The organism is Halodesulfovibrio oceani subsp. galateae, from assembly GCF_055397225.1.
Map to the genome: position 1 here is coordinate 485188 of NZ_AP042453.1, position 22920 is coordinate 508107.

Genomic DNA, 22920 nt, shown 5'->3' on the forward strand with positions numbered 1-22920 from the left:
AAATGACCCACAATTAAACCACCCTAACGAGAGTTAGGGTGGTTTTTTATTATAATTGGCTCACCCAATTAGGTTTTTGGGTTACAAATTAATTAGATTGGGTCAATAGTAGAATAAAAAAACACTTTTTATTGTTATTGATTTTTGGCGCAGGTAACTACCTACTTACTCTAACCTGTAGCAATACAGCAGAATCTTTGCTGGAGGGACTGTGAAAGGTTACCAGGAGTTATTGAAAAAGCTATCAGCCATTGTGCACGAACATAATCTTCAGCCCGGAGACCGCCTGCCACCGGAAAGGGTGCTTGCGCCACTTCTGGGAGTCTCACGAAATACGCTGAGGAATGTTTTGCATAAGCTTGAAGCATGCAGGCTTGTTTCCATTCGAAAAGGTAGCGGTACCTTTTTACATACATGTTTACTCGAATTTGAAGATGTACAGGAATCAAGCGGACATGACTCTGAAAGGCAAATGGCAGAACGAAATGAGGGGTCGTTTTTGATTCTTCCCATTGTTGCGGCACAGAGTGCAGATAATATCGGGGTGCGGCTTATTGATAAATTGCAGCAGGCAAATATTGCGTTGTCTCGCAGCTTGCTGTCCGGTGCTACATCCATGATCTACGACGATGTGCTGAGTTTTTTTCGTATTTTAGCGCAAGGTACCAATAACCAATATTTGGTGGCGGTTGTTGAGCATCTTTTCGCTTATTCAGATTTGTTTGGAACAACGATAACCAGATTGACGCAGGAACAACGGAACAAGATGTTCGCATCTCATGTGAAGTTGATTCATGCACTGCGGGAGCGAGATAGGGGTCACGCTGCTGAGATAATGAAAAGGTATATCTTGTTTTTTTCACACGCAGCCGAAGGGCATTGCAATGTGAAAGCAACAGATTTGGTTTTTGCTGCAATGCAGGAGTATGAGGGGGATTGGTCATGAAACTGACCAGAAGGGGCTTTCTCTCTGCACCATTTACATTTGCATCATCCGTTGATGAGACACCGGTTGATATTGTGAATGAACATACAGACTCTACTGAAGTCAGTACGGAGCTTTTCAGCGAGTTTCCAGCCGAGTTGCTTGCAATGGAAGCAGAACGACTGGGGCTATCGCCAGATGCTGATAGCGACGAGGTGTGTCGGGCTATCCAAGCTGCCTTGGAAAGCTGCAAAAATTCTTCATAGAGTCTTGTTATAGAACAAATGCATTCCGCAAGGGAATAGGAGGTCGCTAATGGAACGGTACGGGACTAATTATCTAGAAGAGCGAAAGCTTGTAAAACGGTGGTCTGGACCAACCCCAGCTCTGCTTAATCTACTTTTCACGTTGATCGTGTTTTACGCCACATGGTGGTTCTTCCATGATCCACGAGGTGTTATGCGCATGTATACTCCGTATGTGGGGTACATGTACACACGCTGGTGGCTGATCGTTATGATCTGGATGGTATACTTATTCAACTTCTGGCCGTTTAAACGCAAATGGCTGGAATCTACTCACCCGCTTACCAAAGGGATCGTGCTCAGTGCGGTATCTGTGGGTGTGCTGTATATCCTCATCAAAGGCTTTTTTGAAGGCTTGCTCGGTAACTACGGGCTCGCATATTTTAATCCGGAACAGCTGGTAAAGCTTCCCGGAATTACGGAATTTTTTGCAGTAGAATATTCCTGTCTGGCTATTCTCATGTTTGCAGCTATTGCATCATGGCTTAGTCCTGCATGGGTTGTTGCAATGGAAGAAGAGCCGTGGAGTAAGCTCCCACAGCCTGCAAAAGGGTTCAGTATGCTTATCTGCACCTTCTTTCTTTCAACCATTGTGTATTTTGTAACAATGCACCCACACATGGGTATTCTCTACCACCCTTGGCAGTCTTTTACATCTATTGCACCGCCATATTGGGAACAATTTGCTGATACTGTTTCCGGTAACTTTCATGTTTCATGGATTATGTGTTGTACGGTTGTTGTCTGGCTGGTTGAAACAATCTGGCAGCGTTACCCGTTCAATCTTATCCGTCACCCGTGGTTACGACGCTTCGCGTTATTCTTCGGCATTCTTGCTATCTCTCTTGCCATGCACTTCTTCTTGTACTTTGCACAGGAACTGACATGGGGTGAGGCTATCCGCGGTACCCGTCGTGCTTTTGCACCGGACTGGCGTTGGTTGCACGTAGGTGAGATGGCTATTTTCTTCCTTGTTCCGGCTCTGTTCCTTCATTTCTACTGCGGTAACTGGCCAAAAAAATTCAGTATGCCTGTTAACGTGCTTGTGCGAACCATCATTACTTTGGTTGCCACGATTGCACTGTACATCGGCTACTACAAGGTTTCCCACTTGTTCCTCGGAACTCAGAAAGGGTTTTCGCATCCGCAGCAGTTCCCTATGATTCCTATGATCTGGCTCGTTAACATTTGGCTCGTAAACCACTGGTTTATGGACAACTGGCCGGGTTGGAAAATGGTTCCGAAAACTGTGGAAGAAATTGAAGCAGACCATGCAGCGCAGCAGGCAGACATTGATGATGTACGCTGGTCTCCAAGTCTCGGTGCCGGATTGGGTATGGGCGCGCTCGCAGGGGTAGCATTCTATGCATTTACCATCTACGCGCTTCCGGGTCTGTACGCAGCCGTCGATATTCTAAAGTAGTACAAGGGAGATAGCTGTCATGACTACTGAAAAGAAAGAAGTGAAACGCCGTGACTTTTTAAAAGGCGCAGCAACCGGTGTTGGTGTTGGCGTATTCGCAGCCATGGGTATGTATTCATATTCTGATGCTCGTAAAGAAATGTTCCCTAAAGTGGAGCGTAAGCAAAAAGATATCGGCGTATGCCGGTCTATCCACGTTACAAACATTTCAGAAACAAGCTGGTTTGATAACGCCACATTGATTGGTGATATCAAAAAAGCTGGCGGATTGCTTGTAAACCAGTACGACTACAACTGGCCACCGTTTGGTAACGGAAAAGGACTCGGCAAAGGTTCATACGAAGAAGGTATGGCCAAGATTAAAGAGTTCCTTCCTGATCGTCTTGATGAGGCGTGGGACGTAATTTTAGAAAATTGCATCCATCCAGAGAACCCTGGTGGGTACTCCTGCCTTGTTGAAATGGAAGAAATGGATGGTAACAAGCGTAAGTTTCTACTGGATTCCGGCTGGTCATATAAATGGATGGACGAGTGCTTTAAGCGCGAAGGCATCGATACCATGCTGCGGAATAAAGAAATTGAAGCGTTGTTCATTTCCCACGAACACTTTGACCATTACTGGGGATTGCCGGTTACATTAAAATATGATCCGGAAATAACCATTTATATACCTGAAGGGTTTTATGAAGAAGGGCTGCAGTACATTAAGGACTGCGGACACAAAGGTGAGGTTCATACCGTTAAAAACGGATTATTTGAAGTCGCACCGGGATTTGCTACCTACGTATTCCCTGTTCCGATTATCTGCCGAGTGTACGGTGAACAGTCATTGTACTTCAACATTGCAGATAAAGGGCTTGTAAGTGTTACCGGCTGTTGCCATCAGGGCATTATCCGGTTCGCAGAAACTGCCTATCAGGAAATTGCGTACGAGAACGACAACTTCCATGGAATCTATGGCGGTCTGCATATATCTCCATTTGACGACTGGGATCCAAAATATGACGACTTAGTTATCTCCCTAGGGAAATATGGATTTGAGCGCATTGGCTGCAACCATTGTACGGGTGTGTTGTGTGCCAAGAAGTTTATTAACGCCGGCTACCCTGTCGTAGAAGGTACCGCTCAATTCCGTTCTAAAGACACAGCCTATCTTGGTAATGGTGATACCATTACATTTGGATAGCTCCCTAACTCCCCTGCACTCCCTACAAAGGGGATAGTAAGTCCATTTGAACCGCCTGAAGCACTACGCTCCCGAAAGGGGCTTCAGGCGGTCCCCAGGAGTTTTTATGCGCGTGATTCCAAGTTCAATCTGTCCTCAGGTTGCCTTGCAGGAACCGGATGTTGCGGCATCAGAAGTGCTGAAGGCAATCATTGTTCGTTCTAATTTTATTCCGGGAATTCGTTTTCAGTTAGGCTGGCGCGGCGTCAAAGATTGCTGTTTCGCTTCTGATGCATGGACGATGAAACTCGCGGGGTATTCCGGTGTATTCGGAATCCGTCGAGCAACTGTTGTGGAGCAGGACGGAGTTTCCGTCGGTGTTTTTCCTGTAAGCTACTTTCCACAGCCGGATGAGGACATAGTTGAATCATTTTCTGTTCAGGCAGGACTGATTACGCAGTTGAAAGAATACAAAACGCTGCTGCGCGAATATGTGAAGCATGAAGCCTTGTGTGATGCCTTTACGATAGGTGCCGTGCATGTTGCGGTGTTACCTGATGGGACAGGCTTTACGTTGGGTTTGGAGTCTTCATCGCGTTTGGCATCTGTTGCTGTCGATGGGGTGGTAGCCGGAGAGGGCACAGAGTTGGCAGAAGTAATTGCTGCCGGAGATTTTGACCAAAATATTCCCGCTTGGGATATGGCATACGATTTTTTCCGCGTACTTGCGGCCTCAGCTTCGTACTGTATGCAGCATCAACCGGGGAGGATGATGCAGCGTAGCCGCGAAGGGCGTATGGTTCACTATACTGCCAAGGGCGCATGTTATGCAGTTCCGGACACGGATGAGCACGAGAGACAATTGGTACTTGAGTACGGCACCATTTCAGATAGTGCAAACGCTGTCCTGCATGATCCGTCATGGAGTGCCCCGTTGCATGATCTTTGGTGTCATAATGAGCAGATTCCAGAAGAATATGCTGAGGAAGGTTGGTGGCAGTCGCTACCGGATTCACAAAACAAGAGTCTTGATAAAAAAGTACTCGGAATTGTGGATAAGCCGCGCCTGATTATTCTGACAGGCTTTTTGGGTTCAGGAAAAACAAGCTTTTTACGAGAATTCATTGAGTACCAGATTGCACGAAATCAGTTTGTAGCTGTTGTACAGAACGAGATAGGCAAGCAAGGGCTGGATGGCAAAATCCTCGGGCAGGAATATGCCGTAACAGAAGTGGATGAGGGCTGTGTATGCTGTTCGCTTGTAGGGTCGTTAAAAGCCGCAGCGATAGAACTTACACAGATATTTCAGCCAGACTATATTGTTGTGGAAACGACAGGGCTTGCAAATCCGGCGAACTTGCTTTCAGAGATTGCAGAGCTGGAAGATTTGATTGTTTTTGACTCCGTAACCACGGTTTTTGATGCTGAAGCAGGCATGCGGTGCCTGAAAAGCTTTGAAGTTGCACGGAGTCAGGCTGCTATGGCAGATACTATTCTGTTGAATAAAGTTGATCTGGTCACACAAGAGCAGTTGGTAGATCTACATGAAGAGATTCGTAGAATGAACCCTCGGGCTTCTGTTTTGGAAACAGTCCATGGTGATGTACATCCTTCTGCATTGGAATCCGATGTTTCTCGAAATGTAAGAGAGAAAAGGATGCCATTGTTGCTGACAGATTTACGGAACCATACGCACGACAATATGTCTTCAATCTCAATTAAACTTCCGAAGGAAATTGAGAGGGAAGCTTTTGAGACATGGATTCAGGCTCTTCCTGAAAAAGTATATCGTGTAAAAGGTGCTCTGACCTTCATTGGTGATGAAAATCCGAGCGTTGTTCAGTACGTAGCAGGGCGGTACGATATTACCCCGCATCCTTCAGATGCAATGTCCGACTTTTTGATTGCAATTGGACAAAACATTTCAGAGAGCGAAATTCAGCTTGTAGTCTAGCGACAGTGTGAATTGCTGATCGAATTGCAAAGCTATCCGCGTAATCAAAGTGGTGTTGATTCACTGATTTTCGCACTCGTTTCTTGTTTATTACATAACGCAAAATGTCCCGCATGAGTTGTTCTCGTGCGGGACATTTTTATAGAAATTCGGGCTAACCTTTAACGTCGTGGTCAACAATACAGACCCCTTGGCTCTGGATTTCCTCAAAGATATTGTAGCTTCTGTAAAGGGCTGCACATTGCCATTTTTCTATGGGCTGCGAACTTACAAGTTGCGCCGTCTCTGGAATGGCTTCATGTTTTTTGTTCGCAGAACAAAAATACACCTTGAACGAATTGTCAGCATCTTTGAAACAATCAACGAGCATGGCTGACTCCTGAAGTTTAAGTTATAAAAAAAACGTATTATAAAATATACGACTCTGGCGTGAAAAGTCCAATTAGAAGTTTGGAACTTGCATCGTCGGAAACCGTGTATTTAAGGAGATTCGCTGTACTAACTTAGCGGGTTGAGAGGGCTTCAAAATCATATTTTTTATAACTATAAAATAGACTTGGTATTTTTTGAAAACGAGCTCGAAGCGGTCGTATCTTTTGGGTTGCACTGAAGGATTTTCAGACTTTAGTCTGCCAGAAGTCTTTATAGATGAATGAGCCACGCGATTGTTTGTTTTCTGCCCCTTGAGAAGCCGTGAGTAGTGGTTGTTGTAATGCCGATGTATGCGTCAGTTTTTTTTACGATTGTAAAAAGACCTGACGTTTTTTTGGGGTAATCGAAATGATGTAAAAGTGTAACCGCTTGTTTTGAAAGACTAAAAGTATGGCATGTGTTTTGCCTTTATCTCATTAAGTGGAATGACCATAAGCCTTGTAATGACTTTCTATAGTGTGGATTCGTACATGATTGCATTAAGCCGTTTATCAAATTTTTTTGTGAAGTACTTTGTACCTAAAGAAGAAGCCGGATTGCGGCGGTACAATGTGCTGCGGTTTAAAATGATTGGCCTGTTCGGGTTGGTAGCCCTTGTTCCATTGTGCCTTATGGCGTTGATTAATTTTCATATCTACAAGACATCGTTGGATAAAGAGCAGCGTCTTTCCATGCTGAGTCTTGTAAATAAAACGAAATATTCTTTTGAATTGTATCTGAACGAACGTCTTTCTGCTGTGAGCTTTATTGCAGCAACCCATAGCTTTGAAGAGCTTTCAGATACACAGAGCATCAGGAAGATATTTCATACGGCAAAGCAAGAATTTGAAGGGCTTGTTGATTTAGGACTGATCAATTCTGAAGGAAAACAAGTTGCCTATGCCGGACCATATAAATTGTTGGGAAATGATTACTCAGAACATGATTGGTTTAATGAAACCAGAGTGCGTGGAACATATATAAGTAGTGTGTTTTTGGGCTATCGAAAGTTACCTCATATTGCCATAGCGGTTGAAAGTGTAACCGCAGGTGGCGAGCCGTGGGTTTTGCGGGCAACCATCGCAACGGAGCCATTTTCGAAGCTTATTTCCTTCATGAACTTAGCTCCGGGTGTGGATGCTTTTTTGCTTAACCGAAATAGAGTGCTTCAAACGGAATCTCGTTTGTTCGGCTCTGTACTAAGCCCTGTTCCATTCCAATTGCCTCACGCAGAGTATCGAGGCGGAAATGCGCTTCTATCGACTGATAAAGGTGATTTTTCTGCTACCTATGTAAACTTTATGCAACCTGAGTTTGTGTTAATGGCGGTACGTCCTGCGGCTCAGGCAACCGGAGCATGGTTTTCGTTGCGGACTGATTTGCTCGGTGTCCTTATTGGCGGCGCAATTCTTATCACCATAGTTGCCTTCGGGTTGACAAATATACTTATTCGCCAGCTAATTTTCGCGGATGAATGCCGTGAAAACATATTGAAAGAGATAGAGCACACACAAAAACTGTCTTCAATTGGTCGCTTGGCAGCTGGTGTTGCGCATGAAATCAATAACCCGCTTGCTGTCATAAAAGAGAAATCCGGATTGATGATGGATATTCTGGCGAGGTCGCCTGCAACAGAAGTAACGGGTGTGCTTGAACGGCAGATAAACGGAATTACATCGTCAGTAGAGCGGTGTAGCGCTATTACACACCGGCTTCTTGGGTTTGCCCGTAAGGTTGAAGCAAAAAATGAATGGTTGAACGTAAATGAGATTGTGAGCGAAGTTCTTGAATTCTTGGAAAAGGAAATCACTAAACGTTCAATCTCCATAAATATGATGTTGGAAGAATCGTTGTCAGAAATTGAGTCCGATAAGGGGCAGTTGCAGCAGGTATTTCTTAATATTGTAAGCAACTCTCTGGAAGCAGTAGATGAGGGCGGAGTCATATATGTTGAAAGTAAAACTGTGGAGAACGGGGTCAAAATTATTATCGGCGATGATGGTTGCGGCATGAGCGAAGACACCATGAGCCGAATATTTGAACCGTTTTTTACCACAAAGAGAAACGCCGGAAACGGACTTGGATTGGCTATTTCATACGGCATTATCCGAAAGTTAGGCGGTGATATTTCAGTAACCAGCCATGTGGGAACCGGTAGTGTGTTTACCGTAACATTGCCGTTCTCAGCTGAGTCAAAGGCTTAGGATTACAAACTGTTTGAGTCGTTGTTGAATTCGCCTCGCCGCACGGGTGTCGGTACCAGCAGCGACAGAGCATTAAGGAGGTAGTTATGCAGAATGTTTTAATGTTTCTTGAGAATTCGTTTACGGCAGCTACGTTTGCGGAAGCTGGCTTTCATTCCACAGCACGGGATATTGCAAAACTTCCAAGCCCTGCAGAAGGGTGGTTTGAAGAGCAGATGGTGTGTGCAGCAATGACAGAAGGTGACTGGGCTGTCTGCGTTGATCGCAAAAAAGAATCTACTGTTTTTGACATGATGGATAACTATTTTGTTCCGCTGACGTTCGCAGAAGCTGGACAGCCGGATGTTGCATTGCAGCTTATGGGCAAAGAGGTTCCGCAGGCTGAATGCGAGTACGAATTTGTGTCCTTTATGGAAACAGTAGGACTTAGACCAGATCAGATACGCTATGGTCTTGTAACCATTTAACGTGGAGTTGAGTAGATATGCGCGAAATAAAGCTATTGCTTGTGGATGATGAACAGGACTTTGTAGAAACTCTGGCAGAGCGTTTACGTCTGCGTGATTTTGGCTCAACAGTCGCGTTAGACGGTGAAACAGCGTTATCTATTGTACAAGAAGGAGTTCCGGATGTTATGTTGCTCGACATAATGATGCCGGGTATTAACGGACTGGAAGTGCTTGAACGGGTTAAAGAAAATTATCCCAATGTTCAGGTAATTATTGTAACAGGCCATGGTGGTGAAAAAGAAAAAACGCGGGCAATGCAATTAGGCGCTTTTGCCTACATGACAAAGCCGGTAGATTTTGAAACACTAATCATTACGATCATGGCAGCGTTTGAGCAGATAAGTGTAGAACCATAGTGATGCCTTCTGTGTGGAATGCACAGAGTAGATATTGGTTATAGCATTGGCGCACTTGTATAATGGGTCTACCTGCATGATAAGGTTGGCCCGTTATCTTTTATGGAAAACAGTAGAAGGGTTGTAAGCATGTTTTCATTACGCACGAGAATAGCGTTGTTACTGTTCTGTGTTATTGCTCTAAATCTGGCAGGTGCGGGCATAACATTGTGGTACACCAACCGGACGCAAAGTCTGCAAGTGCAGCTTTCTGCTAAAAATGTGGCAGCGCTGGAAGCATCACATGGTTTGTCTGCATCACTGATGGATCAAAAGGGCAACACAACCTACTACCTGCTTTCGCATGATGAGTCATGGTTAAAAGAGCTTAATGCCAAGCGCGAACTTTTTGAAGGATGGCTTGTTAAAGCAAAGGAATCCGCTTTTTCTGCTGAAAGTCTTCTGGTTCTTTCTGAGTTGGAATCTTTGTATGCAGAATATGATGCCAGCAGAAAAGAAGTTATTGAAAGCTACAAACAGGGAAATCCGGACGCCGGAGCTGAACTGCATTGGAAAATTCGCGATGAATTCAACACATTGTTGCTTTTAAGCAAAGAGTTCAGAACGCTTTATGTGCAGGCTATTGAATTGAATCGTAAGGAGTTTTCGGAAGAAGCTGGGATAGTCAATAAGGTCATTATGGCTGGTTTGATTTTATCGGCAATTATCGAACTTTTCCTTATCGTCTTCTTATACAGAAAAATATTAGACCCTATTCGAAATCTTGCTCATGCCACGGGTGAGGTTGGTGACAGTGCTTCTCCATCCACCAAGAACGACGTGCTTACACTAAGTAATAAAGTTGAATCGTTAATCATACATATTGATGACACCCAGAAAGAGCTTGATGCGAATAAGGAAACGCTCCTTCAGTCAGAAAAAATGGCGCTTGTCGGCAAGCTTGCAGCGGGTGTTGCCCATTCCATTCGTAATCCACTTACTTCTGTAAAGATGCGACTGTTTTCTTTGGAAAGATCGCTACAGCTGGATGAACAGCAGCAGGAAGATTTTGATGTTGTGAGCGAAGAAATTCTGCATATTGATAACATTATGAAAAACTTCCTTGAATTTGCCCGCCGTCCAAAATTGAAAGCGAAAATTCAAAGTCCGTCTGAAGTTGTAGATACGGCACTTAGGCTCCTTAAGCACCGGTTTGAATCGCAGGAAGTGAATGTTTCTGTTGAGCGAACAGGGCTTTTACCAGCGATACCTATTGATGGAGGCTTGTTAAAGGAGACACTTGTTAACTTGATTCTGAACGCTTGTGATGCAATGGTCCAGGGAGGCTCGATTACTATTACGGAGAAAACGGATGTGGTTGAGCCGCTTGGAACAATAGTTTTTATCAGAATCGAAGATACAGGGCCGGGGATTGCTGAGGATGTTATAGAGCAAATTTTCGAACCATTTTTCAGTACAAAAGAAGAGGGTTCAGGGCTCGGGCTTGCCATTGCAAGACGGATTGTGGAAGAGCATGGCGGCTGGTTGCATGTAACATCTTCTAAAAATCAGGGCACAACATTCTTACTCGCGCTTCCTGCAACAAGAGGAAACACATGGCAAAAATTCTCTTAGTAGATGATGACGCTCAGTTACGTAAAAGCTTTCAGAATATTCTTCATACTGAAGGGTATGAGGTTGTGGAAGCGCATTGCGGTGAAACTGGTGTTGAATTGGCCGAAAAAGAAAGGCCGGACATTGCCGTGCTGGATGTTCGTCTTCCGGGTATGAACGGGCTTGAGACGTTTAAAGCTCTCCGTGCATTGTATCCTGATCTGCCGGTTCTTATTATGACGGCATACGGCACTACTGACACTGCCATCGAATCAACAAAGATGGGTGCGTTTGACTATGTCATGAAGCCCTTTGATGTCCCGGAAATTTTGTCCCTTATCGAAAAAGCAATTCAGGCTGCATCAGCTAATGCCCGTACTGCCCCTATGCCGTCGAATACGCCTATTCTTCTTGGAAAAAGCAGGGCGATGCAGGATGTCTGCAAAAAAATTGGACGAGCTGCACCAACGGATGCCACCATTCTTATTCGTGGAGAATCCGGCACCGGTAAGGAGCTTGTTGCACAGGCAATCCATAAGCACAGCTTGCGTTCAAAGGCACCGTTTCAAGTTATTAACTGCGTTGCTATTCCAGATACGCTACTTGAGAGTGAGCTGTTCGGGTACGAGAAGGGGGCATTCACCGGTGCGTCTCATCGTAAAGCGGGTAAGATTGAACTGGCAAACGGCGGAACAGTTTTTCTAGACGAAATTGGCGATATGCCGACTTCAATTCAAGCTAAAATTTTACGCCTGCTACAGGAACGGCAAGTAGAGCGACTGGGTGGCAGCCATCCAATATCTGTAGATGTTCGAGTTCTTGCTGCTACAAATAAAGACTTGGAACAGGCCGTTGCAAATGGAGAATTCAGGGAAGATTTGTACTATCGTTTGAATGTAGTAAACATTCCCCTTCCTCCAATCCGCGAGCGAACAGAGGATATCCCTATGTTGGCTGAGCATTTTTTGTCCATGCATGCCAGCGCATCAGATATGCATAATCCCGGTTTAACCGATGAAGCTCTGGCTATGATGCAAAAATATTCATGGCCGGGGAATGTTCGAGAGTTAAGCAACAAAATGCATAAGGCGCTTATTTTTAGCCGTGGCCTTCCATTAGATAAAGACGATTTTGTGAAGCTTGTAGAGGGAGCCGCTGCAACCCCTCAAACTGTTGGTGATGAGGAAGACGTTCGCTCATGGGTTACGCGCACGTTACTTACCGAGCATCATGAAAAGACTTTTGAAACGCTTGCAGATCGCTTTGGTGCGATTGTCATTTCTGAAGCACTTGAATTGGCTTCATGGAATAAAACCCGTGCGGCAAAATTGCTGGGCATGTCCAGACCGACACTGCTTGGCAGAATTGAAAAGTATGGACTGAAGGAAACTGGGCGGTAGGTTGCTGGTGTCTTATTTAGATGCATGCATGCTATGTGGCATCTAGTTTGGTTAAGTGGACTGTGAGTGTATAAGATTGCGCCAGTCTGTTCGTTGAATGGAGTCTAAAGAGTAACCTTCCGTATGCATATTCATGTGTACTCAACAGGTTGGACTGTAAAAAAAAATTACATCAATCGTAAAAGATTCTGACGAAAGAGTGTGCCACTTTGAGGCGCACTCTTTTTTTATGTCTGAAGAAAAGTGTTGTAAATCGGTGTGTTGTCGATCTTGTACTCGGTTGTGATGTTTGGCACACAGCTTGCCTAATAGAAAGCATGGTATGCAATGTAACTCTATATAACTTCTCGACAGTGCTTGTTGACCAAGCCCGTCATTCTAGCATGTGGGATGAAAAGATTGACATCTTCTTTTCATTATACGGCGGGATTGGGAACGGCACCTGTGGAGCTATGCATCCCGTAGTTAGCCAGAGAGATAACTTTTTATCTTTTACTACGGGTTGCAGCTCTGTTGTGAAGGCTAGCATTGTGTCTGGTTGCATTGCATACCTCTCTTTTCTAACGACGCCACGCCTGTTGGGTAACGTTACTGTTCCGTACGACCAGCAGAAGCACTTGCTAGCGAGAATTTCGATGTTTGCTGAAGACATTGTAGGAGCAAGTTGTTTTGTGTTGTCATGCATAGCTACGCGGGAGGGGTAAGGATATGTATATTTCCTCGCATAACTCCTTCCGCTGGCTTGCAACAAGAATCTTCCTGATTGGTATCGGTCCTCTTTTTATCCTCTCTGTTGTTTTATGCAGTCGTGTTGTCCAAAATTTTCTGGATGATGCCGCAGCACCTGCACTTCGGTATGCGCAGGCGATGGTTGAGAACAAAGAGGTTCATACTACGCAAGAGTTGCGTGAAAAGCTGTCTATGTTGCTTCCCGACGGGCAGTGGATCATCCAGAACGAATCCAATGAAATTACATCTTCAAATATTGAAGATAGCGCTGAGCAACTACGACTGGTGGATGTTGTTCACAGTCAGAATGGTGATCATTCAAGCTCAATATATGCTCCAAAATTACCACTGCCAAACTCCAGTGTGTGGATGCACGTCTATATGCCGGAAGCGGGCAGTGTTTTCTACGGAGTCTCCATAGAGTCTCTGTTACCTGGTGCAACCTTTTCCTTTGGTCTGTGTCTGACTCTGTTTTTTTCTCTGCTTGTTACATCTATTTTTAATTCCATTATCTTTTCAAGTTTTGTTCACGAGAAATTAGCTCAGGAGACCGTGCTGCGGGAAAAGCTTGAGCAAAAATTGATTGAATCCAACCGGCTCTCTGCTCAGACAAGAGTTGTCGCGGGGATAGCGCATGAAATTAACACGCCACTCGCCATAATTATTCAAGAAGCCGGATGGGTAAAGGAACTGCTTGAGGATCTACAGGAACATGTCGAATTGCTTAATAAAGAGCCTAGGAAAGCGCTGTGTGCAACGTTTGCAGAGATGGATGCATCGCTGAATGTGATGTGCAAGCAGGGTAAGCGATGCGCGGATATTACGCATGGCTTGCTGCGAATGTCGCGCAAGGGTGCTGAAAATAAAGCTGAAGTGGATGTGAATGTGGTTGTTCAGGACGTAATGCACTTATTGCAGCCGAAGGCTTTAGAGCTTGGAATCGAGTTTAAATCGCAAATCAATGCCTTTGTGCCAGCGTATGCATCGTCAGGCCATGTGCAACAAATTCTGTTGAATATCGTTAACAACGCCATTGATGCTGTTGCCGCGAGCAATAGAGAAGAGCGCAGGGTTACCGTATCTACATTCAGCACAAAAGAGACGGTTCTTATCCGTGTGACAGATACAGGAATAGGGCTTTCTCTTGAGCTTAAAAATAGAATTTTCGAACCATTTTTCACAACAAAGGCAGTGGGGCATGGCACCGGTCTTGGCTTATCAATCTCCCATTCTCTTGCAAGGCGGAACAACGGAAAACTTACCGTGGAATCAAGCCCTGAAAAAGGAAGTAGTTTCACGCTGACTCTGCCAGTGGCAGAAGTAGATTTTTTACCTGCATTGTAGGCTGTTAGACCAAGGAGAAGTGATTACATGGAAGAATTAAAAATATTATTAGTTGATGATGAGCCGGATTTTTTATCCGTAATTGCACGCAGGCTGGCACGAAGAAATGTTTCAGTAAGCGTTGCATCTTCCGGCTTGGAAGCATTGGAAAAGTTGGAAGCAGATCCTGTAAAGGTTGTTGTTTTAGATGTGAAGATGCCGGGGATTGACGGCATTGAAACACTGCGGCGGATCAAAGAGCTCATGCCTGATGTGGAAGTAATTATGCTGACAGGCCATGCAGATCTCGATGTTGCGATCAGTGGAATGGCATTGGGGGCATATGACTATTTGTTAAAGCCTGCTGACATCGATGAGCTCATGTTCAAAGTTCATGATGCCGTAAATGTACATAATTCACACCGTTCTTAGCATTACGCACAGAACTTGTGGTTAGTTATCCAGGAGGAAGTTATGAGGAAGTTTTATGCTGTATTTATGGCCGCTTCGCAAGCGCATGCGAGGTGGGAGTTAGAAGTTTCGCACAATATATTGCGAAGCAAAAAACGTATGTTGATACTTTTGGCGCTCGCGCTACCGGCAATTCTTGTGTCTCTGGCAGTGGCCGGCGATGTGATGCCGGAAATTTTAGGCGGAAAAAAGGCATACTCACCTGCTTTTTACACGCCTGGAATTTTTGTAGTATCAATTGTTATCGGACTCTTCGCAGGGCTTATAACCGGGTGTATCGGAGCTGGCGGCGGTTTCATTATTACTCCGGCTCTTATGAGTGCTGGCATTAAAGGTATCTTGGCAGTAGGTACCGACCTTTTCCATATTTTTGCAAAGGCAATTATGGGAACTGTCATTCATAAAAAACTCGGTAATGTCTCACCTAAGCTTGCTGGAGCCTTTCTAGTAGGTTCTCTAGGTGGTGTTATCTGTGGTGGCCTTGTGAACAGGGCACTATACGAAATTAACCCTGTGCTTAGTGATGCCTTTATTAGTGCCATTTATGTTGTACTGTTAGGGTTCCTTGGCTTCTATTCTTTGATCGATTTTTTGAAGCTGCGTAATCAGGATGACGGCGGTGATGCTCATGGTTCTACTCCGGCAGACGGACAGGGGCTTGCGTCTAAACTGCAAGGTGTAAACCTTCCACCTATGATCACCTTTGATGAAGATCTGGTTCCGGGTGGTAAGCAGATTTCAGGTGTGTTTGTTGCAATCTGTGGTGTTTTTGTAGGTTTTGCTGCGGCAATCATGGGCGTTGGCGGCGGATTCCTTACCTTCCCTATGTTCGTATATGTTCTGGGTGTTTCAAGCTTTACAACTGTTGGTACAGATATCTTACAGATTATCTTTACCGCCGGTTTTGCTTCCATCACACAGTACGCCATTTATGGCTTTATCTTCTACACACTCGCCATGGGCATGCTTTTAGGTTCCTTGCTGGGTATTCAGCTTGGCGCACTCACAACACGCGTTGTAAAAGGCATCTATATCCGTGGATTTTATGCAACAGCAATTTTAGCAGGGTTCGTTAACAGGCTGTTGGCATTGCCTGCAAAACTACAAGAGATGGAAGTGCTGGATATTTCTCCGGAGTTTGCACAAACAATCGCAACATGGGGCAACTACGCATTCTTCATTGTGGTTACTATTTTTGCTCTGTGGGTAATTTCTAAATTTGTTACCAACATACCAACACTGAGGAGGGATTAGTGATGCTAATACGAGATCATAAAAATTTCATGCTTGGGTTGGTTATGGCCATAAGTTTTGGATGCGTATTCGCGGGAATGTTTATGCCTTGGTACGGCAACGGCAGGTGTGCATTTCAGGCTTCGGATGATTTGTTTAACTCTATCTCAAAGGGTTCGACGCATTACATAGACTTTTTGAGAGAGAGCAATCAGGCGGTTGAAAATACCGCGGTCGCAGTATCATTACAGTATAGTAGTCAGGAAGTTGCTCAGCAGGCAGCACTGTTGCTCCAAAATACAGGCAATGTTGTAATGAAAGATGAAACTAGCCTTGAGTACTCAGGAACTCTCGGTTCCATGCTCTCATCCGCAATTACAGATAGTGATACTGCCTTCTATAATGATGAAGCAACGCTTATGAAACGGTATGGGATGCTTCCTAAAGTGGTAATGTATAGATGGTGGCAGACCCTTAAAGAAACAGAAAAAGCGCTCAAACGTCAGAAAATGTTCCCAGAGGCGGTTGTGGTAAATGCTGTTATCCTGAAAGGGGTGGAAGTGGGGTATAACTATTTTGGTATTGAACCAAAAAGAGCCTCGAATAGTTATGGAATTCTCTCCTTTGCTTTGATCTTTTATGTTATCTACACACTATGGTGGGGGTACGCACTTTTCCACTTATGTGAAGGTGTTGGACTCGCTATGAAAGGTGGCTCTAAAAAGGAAGTGTAGTGAATGAAGATCCTTCATCAAGTTTTACATTGCTTGAAGGGACTTGCTGAAAAGACTCAACGCCTCTTCTCTTCCGATAATGACGGAGGGGAAGAGGTTTTGCAGCAAGATTTTACTAAAGCAGCGTCCAATTTTAAACGCTTAATAAGTGCGAACAATAAAGCTCTGGACGTCATGGCTCAGATGGAACTGACATTGGCGGAAGGAGATGAGTTCGACGTGACGTATGTTCGGACTCAGGTCACACGCGTCAATACTGCTGTGTATCAGCTTATTTCGAGCATTGAAGGGTATTCGCCTGAAAAATTTGCTCCGATAAAAAAGCGTTTTTTGGAGATTCAAAAAACGTTGAACAACGAGTTGTTGAGTATTCCCTCCAGTACAGAGAGCCCTCTTGTCATGCCTTTTTCACAGATTACCGCAAGCGACGCATCTATTGTAGGCGGCAAGGCTGCAAATCTTGGGGAGTTGAAGAACAACGTCGGTGTCGCGGTTCCCGATGGCGTCGCAACAACCTCTAATGCTTTTTGGGTGTTCATGCGTCATAATGAACTTCATGAAGTGTGCGACCGAAGATTACGACAGGTAACGTCTCACTCCCTTACAGAACTGTATGCAGTGTGTTCAACAATTCGTCAGGATATTATGAAAGCCTCTGTGCCGGAAGAAATTTCTACAGAGATTCTTCGTCTAGTCAAAGACATGGGTGATTCTTCCTTACACTCTTTTGCCGTCAGAAGTAGTGCTGTCGGTGAAGATGGTCGGCATCACGCATTTGCAGGGCAGTACCTTTCCCGTTTGAATGTTGCCAATGATGAAATCCTTGCTGCATGGAAGGAGGTTGTCGCATCTAAATATTCTCCCGAAGCGGTTGCTTATCGTAAAGCAAAGGGACTTGCGGCACGTGATCTTGCGGTGTGTGTTGCCATTATGCCAATGCAAAACGTGATAGCGGGCGGAGTAATTTACAGTACTGACCCGATTACTTGTTCACAGAACGTATCCACAATCCATGCTGCTTATGGACTGCCAAAGGGTGTTGTGGATGGCAGAGTTGCGGCGGATATCGTTACAATGCGAAAGGATCAGAGCGCAGGTGCGGCTATTGTTGAGCAGGATATTGCTAATAAAGAGAAGCAGTATGTTTCCGTGGACGGAGGCGTTGAGCTTGTGCCTGTTCCTCAGAGTATGCAATATGTTCCAGTATTAACGCTTGGTGAGCTTAAATCGTTGCAGAGTTACGCTGCGAAGATTGAAAAGCATTACGGTTGTCCTCAAGACATTGAATGGGGAATGACTAAAGACAGAGATGTACTGTTCCTTCAAAGCAGACCCTTGTTTCAGTCGTCGTGCATAGAGCATTCAATTGAAGTTGCTGAACCTTTGCTTCTTTCCGGCGGGGATACTGTTTCAACTGGTGTCGGGTATGGAGAGTTAATTTTTGTTCAACGGGAAGTAGACGCACTGACGTTTCCTGAAGGTGCCATTTTGGTTGTTCAGTATGCGTCACCAAGGTGGGCTCCACTGTTGTCAAAGGCCAGTGGTGTTATCTCAGGAACGGGCTCTCGTGCGGGGCATCTTGCAACCGTAGCTAGAGAATATGGAGTTCCGGGAATTTTTGGAGTCGGGAATGTTGAAAATCTAGCCTTGTACAAGGGTAATGCCACGTTGGATGCACAATATAGAAAGGTGTATGCAGGGAAAGTGGATGCATTGTTAGAGCTATGGAGTCAAAAAAGTCGTTCCATGAAAGGCACCCCTGTCTATGAAATGCTTGCATCAGCGGTTGAGAAAATTGTTCCGCTACACTTAACCGACCCAACAAGTCCTGAATTTACCGCAGAAAATTGTACAACGCTTCATGACATCACACGATTTTGCCATGAATACGCAGTCGATGAAATGTTTCGAGTCGGACGCGATATGCATATTCCATCTGGTAAGACAAAACAGCTTTATGAAAACTGTCCTATGCAATACTGGGTTGTGGATTTAGATGATGGTTTCATAACGTACCCGACGGGGAAATTTGTAACATTCGATAATATCTCTTCTGTTCCCATGCATGCCATCTGGAAAGGGATGACGGCTGTAAAATGGGCAGGGCCGCCCCCTGTAAGTGCGAAAAGCTTTTTAACTATTCTTGCAGAGTCTACGTGTGACCCGTCTCTTGTTCCAGATGCACGTTCTATCTATACCATGCGTAATTACTTTCTTATAAGCAGTAAGTTCTGCTGCCTGCAGTTTCGGTTCGGGTATCACTTCTGCACAGTGGAAACTCTTGGTGGGAATGTAGCCGCAGAAAACTTTATATCGATGAAGTTTTCCGGTGGCGCAGCTGATCTGCAAAAAAAGAATGCAAGGGTTCGCCTCATTGCAATCATTTTGGATGAGCACGACTTTAGAGTGACTGTTGTAAAGGACAGACTTACAGCTCGGTGCGAAAACATGTCAGAAGAAGATATAAAACAGAGGCTCTATGTAGTGGGACACTTGCTTATGCACACCCGCCAATTGGATATGATTCTGCATTCAGAGCAAGCCTTCGCAAATGTTTTAGAAAAATTGCGTGGAGAGCTTGCCCAATTGCGAACACATTAGTTTGGGAATGTGGAAGGCGCTAGGGTAAGAGTGCTGTTTTTTGTGAATAGCTTTGTAGTTCATAGTGGCTGTGTTGAAGCTTGAAGTCTGTTTACACCAGCAGGTTGCACCAACATTTTGAGCCAGCATGCGTTACTACATGCTGTATTGATATTTTACCGTGATGCTGACGGTGAATTGTTGACCGCGAATCATTTTTGGACGTTTTGTTACTCCGCTAGCCGCGACAATGGCTCGACGTGCAGCCGCATCAAGGGATGAATCACCGGAAGAACGCACGAGCCGGATGTCTGTGAAGCTATCATCCGGTTGGATATGGAAGGAGTAAAGAACATTACCTATCAATTTGGAGAGGTCACCGTTACCGGGAAGAAACTTTCGGCGTTCAATCGACGCATGAACTTCTTTTAAGTAGCGTTTTACAGCAAGCCGCATTAGCCGTTGCGCTGCTTCTTCGCAATCTTCTGCATCAGAAGGTTCTTCAACCCCTTGCTCTAAGGCAAGGGCGTTACTTGGCTTACTCGCAGCCACTTCAAAATTCATAGGTACAACAATGTATCCTTCACTCACAACTGGTTCAGCCGTCCACGTTTGTTGCACTAACCAGATGTGGAAAAAAAATGAGCCTACAACACACAAGCATAACAGTTGGCGCGGGGTCATAAATTCCCCTTAGTCTCTTGTTGTGCTTTTTTGTTGTTTGTAACAATTACAAGGTTGCTAAAACCATGTTTCCGTAAAACATCTACGATGGAGATAAATTGCTGTACCCGTGCCTGCGGGGCAGATTTGAGCAAGAAATGCTCGGGCTGCATGGCAAAAGGTTTTTCAGCAATAATGCGAAGCCGATGTGAAAGGTCGTGAAGTGTGACGGGTTTTGTGTCGCAAAAGAGATCACCGTTCGCATGTAATTCAATTTCCATGGACTTGTCGGAAACTGGCTTGGAAGATTCTGCGGGCGGTAGTTCCATGGAAATGCCTTTCACCGTAACGACAGCTGAGATCACAAAAAAGATCAGAAGAATGAACACTACATCCAAAAGTGATGTCAAATTGGGACTAGCCGGACGCGGCGAATGCTGTTTGAACGAGATCATAGTGTTCTCTACAGCTCTTGTTCGAGAAAGGCATTGCTTGCGCGCTGCATAGCATAAGCAGTCTTTTCATGTTGTCTGCAAAACCAACCATGAGCGAGCAGGGTTGGAATGGTTATGCAAAGCCCGGCTGCGGTGGTTAGCAGTGCCTGCCAGATGCCACCGGCAAGCATAGTAATATCCACGTTGTTGGATGCCGAAAGTCGTGAGAACGCTTCAATCATACCGAATACAGTTCCCAGCAATCCAATAAGCGGTGCGGTTGCAACCACTGTTGAGAGAAAATCCAGACGTCTGCTTAGAGAGAATAGAAGGTTCTCACCTGCAATCTGTAACTCTTGTCCTTTTTCTTTTTCAGGGCTGTCACTGAAAAGAATTTTGAACAAAGGTAGATAGGTTGGTGCGTCGTTTTCTACTTGCTCAAGAGCCGCATCCTTGTCACCGTTTCGGGCGAGCGTAAAGAGGTCTCTAAGGTTATCCGTTGCAGGAAAGCGGCGTGTTGTAAATATCACGAAACGCTCGGCCACGACTGCAAAGGATGCAATAGAGAGGATAAGAAGCGGCCACATCATTAAGCCGCCTTGTTGAAGAATGTTCATGCATGCCCCCGTTCCAACTTTTCTAGTATTGAAAGATCCATATCTCGTCCAATGGCTACGAGAAAACTCTCATCAACAAATTCACTGCCAAGATGCGAGATTTCATAACGGCCGGAAACATATTGCACCACATTGGGCTGGTCATCTTCGGCTATTTTTACAATCCCTTTAAGTCGGAATATCTCTTTCGGCAATAATTGCAAAGTGTTCAGTAGTTCATCTCGTAGTAAAGTTTTACTAAAAATGAAACGGCGGGAAGTAAAACCTTCCATGGCGTGTGTGTGCTGTGGAGATGTTAAAGGACTAGGCAGAAGTCCTGCCGCAAGCTGTGTAAGCGGATCGAAGTCGTAAAGTGTTCCGGGATTGATAGCGCCGTGCTTAGTTTTCACCATAAGGGCACGATTGTTCAATGTGCAGAGGCGTTCAGTAAGCGCCTGCTGCTCATGTTCAGAGATAAGATCACATTTGTTGATGATGATGGTGTCTGCTGCCTTAATCTGATTACGAGCGATGTCACTTTCCGAAAGCAACGCCGGAGCATTTTCAGCGTCCACCAGTGTAGTGATGGAGTCTAACCGAACATGTGGACGTAGTGTGCCCAGTTCGCCCAGAATATTAAACGGATTTGCCAATCCAGTCGTTTCCAGCACGATAACCTTTGGACTGAATTGGCTTTTAAGCTGCTCAATCCCTTTAGAAAGATTGCCTGCCAGAGTGCAGCAGACACATCCTTCATCCAGTTCGATGATGGAGTCATCTCCTTCAAGCAACTTACCGTCAACACCGGTCTTACCTATTTCGTTCTGGATAATCGCAACCAGTTCATCACGAGCCGCATGGTATTCAAGAATCTGATTCAGGAACGTGGTTTTCCCAGCACCGAGGAATCCGCTAAGCACTATGAGGCTTGGGCGAGTGTCAAATGCATACTCATGCTCACCCTTGTCAGCAATGGCGGCAAGGTCGTGAGTCTCCCAAAAAAGCGCTGAACGGACAGGTTCGGGGAGGGTCTTCCTGTTGGATGCGTTTCCTGAAACAGTAGACGTTGAAAGAACTGGGGATGCGAGCCTTTCAACGGTTTCTTTTTTCCCCCATCCGAGGACGTCTGTGAGGGTGAGGATTTCTCGGGAAGTAGAAAATGTGTTGCCCTGTGTGTCATAGCCAAGACCTTTGCTCGCAACTTCGTTTCTAGCAAATTGGCAGGGAGGCGTTCCGAGGCTGTTAGAAACGGCTGCGGCAAGTACGAGCAAAAAGTCTGTTGCTATAGCATGAGCTGGGATTTCTTCTTCAGCTTCACCCGGTGCAATAATCCACTGACCATCATTGGTTGCAATACCGTCTTGTGCAATACACAGCTTGCAGTCATCGGCACACATCTGCAAGCTTAGCGCATCTTCTTCTGCCCCTAACGTAAAGGTTAACGAGGCGATACGAAAAGGAGCTGCCCACTGGATGCGGGACGAGAACTGTCGAAGCATTTGCGTATAGTCGTCTTGTACTACCGCATGGTTGGCGGCAAGAGACATAGACTCAAGCAACTGCTCGTCAGGGGAAGGAAAATAATACAATCCGAGAGCGGCTTGCTGATCGGAATCACTTTCAGAATTCTGTTCTGCTAAAAGGCCATACACCCCAGATCGGGTACGGAATTTCATGGTCCATGCCTGCATACCCATAGGACACACAGCTAGACCTTTCCAACCGACTAACCGTTTAAATTCATCATGCTGACAGGCTGCTAAAATGCAATTAACCAGCACTTCCGGCAGATTGAGCTGCCCGTTTTTGTTTCGCTGCGGAGGAAGAATGGCGGAAAGGTTCATGGTCGTTCTCGTTTATAGGTGGTCTGCCCCGCTGTAAAAAGCGGGGCAGACCGTTATAGGTATGGGAA

20 protein-coding genes are annotated in these 22920 nt (G+C 45.2%); 15 read left to right on the plus strand and 5 right to left on the minus strand.

The annotated features are described in order from the left end of the window. The first annotated feature begins 211 nt into the window (after positions 1-211). The 5 genes from ACZ5V1_RS02070 to ACZ5V1_RS02090 all read left to right on the plus strand — a co-directional run bounded on the left by ACZ5V1_RS02070 (position 212) and on the right by ACZ5V1_RS02090 (position 5772). Positions 212-946 carry a FadR/GntR family transcriptional regulator gene (locus ACZ5V1_RS02070; RefSeq protein WP_464390378.1) on the plus strand — a complete coding sequence of 245 codons (735 nt, stop codon included), beginning with the start codon at positions 212-214 and terminating at the stop codon, positions 944-946. Then, a complete protein-coding gene (locus ACZ5V1_RS02075; RefSeq protein ID WP_464390379.1) occupies positions 943-1191 on the plus strand; it encodes a hypothetical protein in 249 nt (82 codons plus the stop codon). Before ACZ5V1_RS02070 ends, ACZ5V1_RS02075 begins: the two co-directional genes overlap by 4 nt. Before the next feature lie 49 nt (positions 1192-1240). Further along, a complete protein-coding gene (locus ACZ5V1_RS02080; protein ID WP_464390380.1) occupies positions 1241-2653 on the plus strand; it encodes a hypothetical protein in 1413 nt (470 codons plus the stop codon). 19 nt (positions 2654-2672) lie between these two features. Beyond that, a complete protein-coding gene (locus ACZ5V1_RS02085; RefSeq protein ID WP_464390381.1) occupies positions 2673-3839 on the plus strand; it encodes an MBL fold metallo-hydrolase in 1167 nt (388 codons plus the stop codon). A 106-nt stretch (positions 3840-3945) separates the two neighbouring features. After that, the gene (locus ACZ5V1_RS02090; RefSeq protein ID WP_464390382.1) at positions 3946-5772 is read left to right on the plus strand and encodes a CobW family GTP-binding protein; all 1827 of its coding nucleotides are present in this window, start codon (positions 3946-3948) and stop codon (positions 5770-5772) included. Between the two features lie 154 nt (positions 5773-5926). On the opposite strand, the gene ACZ5V1_RS02095 is transcribed toward ACZ5V1_RS02090, so the two are convergent. Then, positions 5927-6142, minus strand: coding sequence for a hypothetical protein (locus ACZ5V1_RS02095; RefSeq protein ID WP_373794822.1), 216 nt, complete (start codon positions 6140-6142; stop codon positions 5927-5929). Between the two features lie 532 nt (positions 6143-6674). On the opposite strand from ACZ5V1_RS02095, the gene ACZ5V1_RS02100 reads away from it, so the two are divergent. From ACZ5V1_RS02100 to ACZ5V1_RS02145, 10 genes are all read left to right on the plus strand, one after another. Next, positions 6675-8387, plus strand: a complete 1713-nt coding sequence (locus tag ACZ5V1_RS02100; RefSeq protein ID WP_464390383.1) for a sensor histidine kinase — start codon at positions 6675-6677, stop codon at positions 8385-8387. Between the two features lie 86 nt (positions 8388-8473). Next, complete coding sequence (locus tag ACZ5V1_RS02105) at positions 8474-8854, plus strand: hypothetical protein (protein ID WP_464390384.1); 381 nt, start codon at positions 8474-8476, stop codon at positions 8852-8854. 17 nt (positions 8855-8871) lie between these two features. Then, positions 8872-9252: a response regulator gene (locus ACZ5V1_RS02110; protein ID WP_464390385.1), complete on the plus strand. Its 381-nt coding sequence runs from the start codon at positions 8872-8874 to the stop codon at positions 9250-9252. A 129-nt stretch (positions 9253-9381) separates the two neighbouring features. Beyond that, on the plus strand, positions 9382-10866 hold the full coding sequence (locus ACZ5V1_RS02115; RefSeq protein WP_464390386.1) for a sensor histidine kinase: 1485 nt from the start codon (positions 9382-9384) through the stop codon (positions 10864-10866). Then, positions 10848-12245, plus strand: coding sequence for a sigma-54-dependent transcriptional regulator (locus ACZ5V1_RS02120; RefSeq protein ID WP_464390387.1), 1398 nt, complete (start codon positions 10848-10850; stop codon positions 12243-12245). The genes ACZ5V1_RS02115 and ACZ5V1_RS02120 overlap by 19 nt, the downstream gene beginning before the upstream one ends. A 708-nt stretch (positions 12246-12953) precedes the next feature. Then, complete coding sequence (locus ACZ5V1_RS02125) at positions 12954-14318, plus strand: sensor histidine kinase (protein WP_464390388.1); 1365 nt, start codon at positions 12954-12956, stop codon at positions 14316-14318. Positions 14319-14345: 27 nt separating this feature from the next. Then, positions 14346-14729 carry a response regulator gene (locus ACZ5V1_RS02130; RefSeq protein WP_464390389.1) on the plus strand — a complete coding sequence of 128 codons (384 nt, stop codon included), beginning with the start codon at positions 14346-14348 and terminating at the stop codon, positions 14727-14729. Positions 14730-14771: 42 nt separating this feature from the next. Then, a complete protein-coding gene (locus ACZ5V1_RS02135) occupies positions 14772-16022 on the plus strand; it encodes a sulfite exporter TauE/SafE family protein (RefSeq protein WP_464390390.1) in 1251 nt (416 codons plus the stop codon). Next, positions 16022-16735 (plus strand): hypothetical protein, encoded by a 714-nt coding sequence (locus ACZ5V1_RS02140; RefSeq protein WP_464390391.1) that lies wholly within the window; start codon positions 16022-16024, stop codon positions 16733-16735. The genes ACZ5V1_RS02135 and ACZ5V1_RS02140 overlap by 1 nt, the downstream gene beginning before the upstream one ends. Before the next feature lie 3 nt (positions 16736-16738). After that, positions 16739-19336, plus strand: a complete 2598-nt coding sequence (locus ACZ5V1_RS02145; protein ID WP_464390392.1) for a PEP/pyruvate-binding domain-containing protein — start codon at positions 16739-16741, stop codon at positions 19334-19336. Between the two features lie 135 nt (positions 19337-19471). Here ACZ5V1_RS02145 and ACZ5V1_RS02150 read toward each other — a convergent pair whose 3' ends face one another. From ACZ5V1_RS02150 to ACZ5V1_RS02165, 4 genes are read right to left on the minus strand one after another with little or no spacing between them, the layout of a single operon-like run. After that, positions 19472-19999 (minus strand): TonB family protein, encoded by a 528-nt coding sequence (locus tag ACZ5V1_RS02150; protein WP_464390393.1) that lies wholly within the window; start codon positions 19997-19999, stop codon positions 19472-19474. Continuing rightward, positions 19996-20433: an ExbD/TolR family protein gene (locus ACZ5V1_RS02155; protein ID WP_464390394.1), complete on the minus strand. Its 438-nt coding sequence runs from the start codon at positions 20431-20433 to the stop codon at positions 19996-19998. The genes ACZ5V1_RS02150 and ACZ5V1_RS02155 overlap by 4 nt, the downstream gene beginning before the upstream one ends. Before the next feature lie 8 nt (positions 20434-20441). Continuing rightward, positions 20442-21029, minus strand: a complete 588-nt coding sequence (locus tag ACZ5V1_RS02160) for a MotA/TolQ/ExbB proton channel family protein (RefSeq protein WP_464390395.1) — start codon at positions 21027-21029, stop codon at positions 20442-20444. Continuing rightward, positions 21026-22852, minus strand: coding sequence for a CobW family GTP-binding protein (locus ACZ5V1_RS02165; RefSeq protein WP_464390396.1), 1827 nt, complete (start codon positions 22850-22852; stop codon positions 21026-21028). Before ACZ5V1_RS02165 ends, ACZ5V1_RS02160 begins: the two co-directional genes overlap by 4 nt. Between the last annotated feature and the right edge of the window lie 68 nt (positions 22853-22920).

What these genes read in the sequence shown, in the direction of transcription:
- ACZ5V1_RS02105 (WP_464390384.1), top strand. Translation starts at nt 8,474, where the DNA reads ATGCAGAATGTTTTAATGTTTCTTGAGAATTCGTTTACGGCAGCTACG.
- ACZ5V1_RS02080 (WP_464390380.1), top strand. Translation starts at nt 1,241, where the DNA reads ATGGAACGGTACGGGACTAATTATCTAGAAGAGCGAAAGCTTGTAAAA.
- ACZ5V1_RS02165 (WP_464390396.1), bottom strand. Translation starts at nt 22,852, where the DNA reads ATGAACCTTTCCGCCATTCTTCCTCCGCAGCGAAACAAAAACGGGCAG.
- ACZ5V1_RS02115 (WP_464390386.1), top strand. Translation starts at nt 9,382, where the DNA reads ATGTTTTCATTACGCACGAGAATAGCGTTGTTACTGTTCTGTGTTATT.
- ACZ5V1_RS02090 (WP_464390382.1), top strand. Translation starts at nt 3,946, where the DNA reads ATGCGCGTGATTCCAAGTTCAATCTGTCCTCAGGTTGCCTTGCAGGAA.
- ACZ5V1_RS02150 (WP_464390393.1), bottom strand. Translation starts at nt 19,999, where the DNA reads ATGACCCCGCGCCAACTGTTATGCTTGTGTGTTGTAGGCTCATTTTTT.
- ACZ5V1_RS02145 (WP_464390392.1), top strand. Translation starts at nt 16,739, where the DNA reads ATGAAGATCCTTCATCAAGTTTTACATTGCTTGAAGGGACTTGCTGAA.
- ACZ5V1_RS02100 (WP_464390383.1), top strand. Translation starts at nt 6,675, where the DNA reads ATGATTGCATTAAGCCGTTTATCAAATTTTTTTGTGAAGTACTTTGTA.
- ACZ5V1_RS02135 (WP_464390390.1), top strand. Translation starts at nt 14,772, where the DNA reads ATGAGGAAGTTTTATGCTGTATTTATGGCCGCTTCGCAAGCGCATGCG.
- ACZ5V1_RS02120 (WP_464390387.1), top strand. Translation starts at nt 10,848, where the DNA reads ATGGCAAAAATTCTCTTAGTAGATGATGACGCTCAGTTACGTAAAAGC.
- ACZ5V1_RS02095 (WP_373794822.1), bottom strand. Translation starts at nt 6,142, where the DNA reads ATGCTCGTTGATTGTTTCAAAGATGCTGACAATTCGTTCAAGGTGTAT.
- ACZ5V1_RS02085 (WP_464390381.1), top strand. Translation starts at nt 2,673, where the DNA reads ATGACTACTGAAAAGAAAGAAGTGAAACGCCGTGACTTTTTAAAAGGC.
- ACZ5V1_RS02125 (WP_464390388.1), top strand. Translation starts at nt 12,954, where the DNA reads ATGTATATTTCCTCGCATAACTCCTTCCGCTGGCTTGCAACAAGAATC.
- ACZ5V1_RS02160 (WP_464390395.1), bottom strand. Translation starts at nt 21,029, where the DNA reads ATGAACATTCTTCAACAAGGCGGCTTAATGATGTGGCCGCTTCTTATC.
- ACZ5V1_RS02075 (WP_464390379.1), top strand. Translation starts at nt 943, where the DNA reads ATGAAACTGACCAGAAGGGGCTTTCTCTCTGCACCATTTACATTTGCA.
- ACZ5V1_RS02110 (WP_464390385.1), top strand. Translation starts at nt 8,872, where the DNA reads ATGCGCGAAATAAAGCTATTGCTTGTGGATGATGAACAGGACTTTGTA.
- ACZ5V1_RS02130 (WP_464390389.1), top strand. Translation starts at nt 14,346, where the DNA reads ATGGAAGAATTAAAAATATTATTAGTTGATGATGAGCCGGATTTTTTA.
- ACZ5V1_RS02155 (WP_464390394.1), bottom strand. Translation starts at nt 20,433, where the DNA reads ATGATCTCGTTCAAACAGCATTCGCCGCGTCCGGCTAGTCCCAATTTG.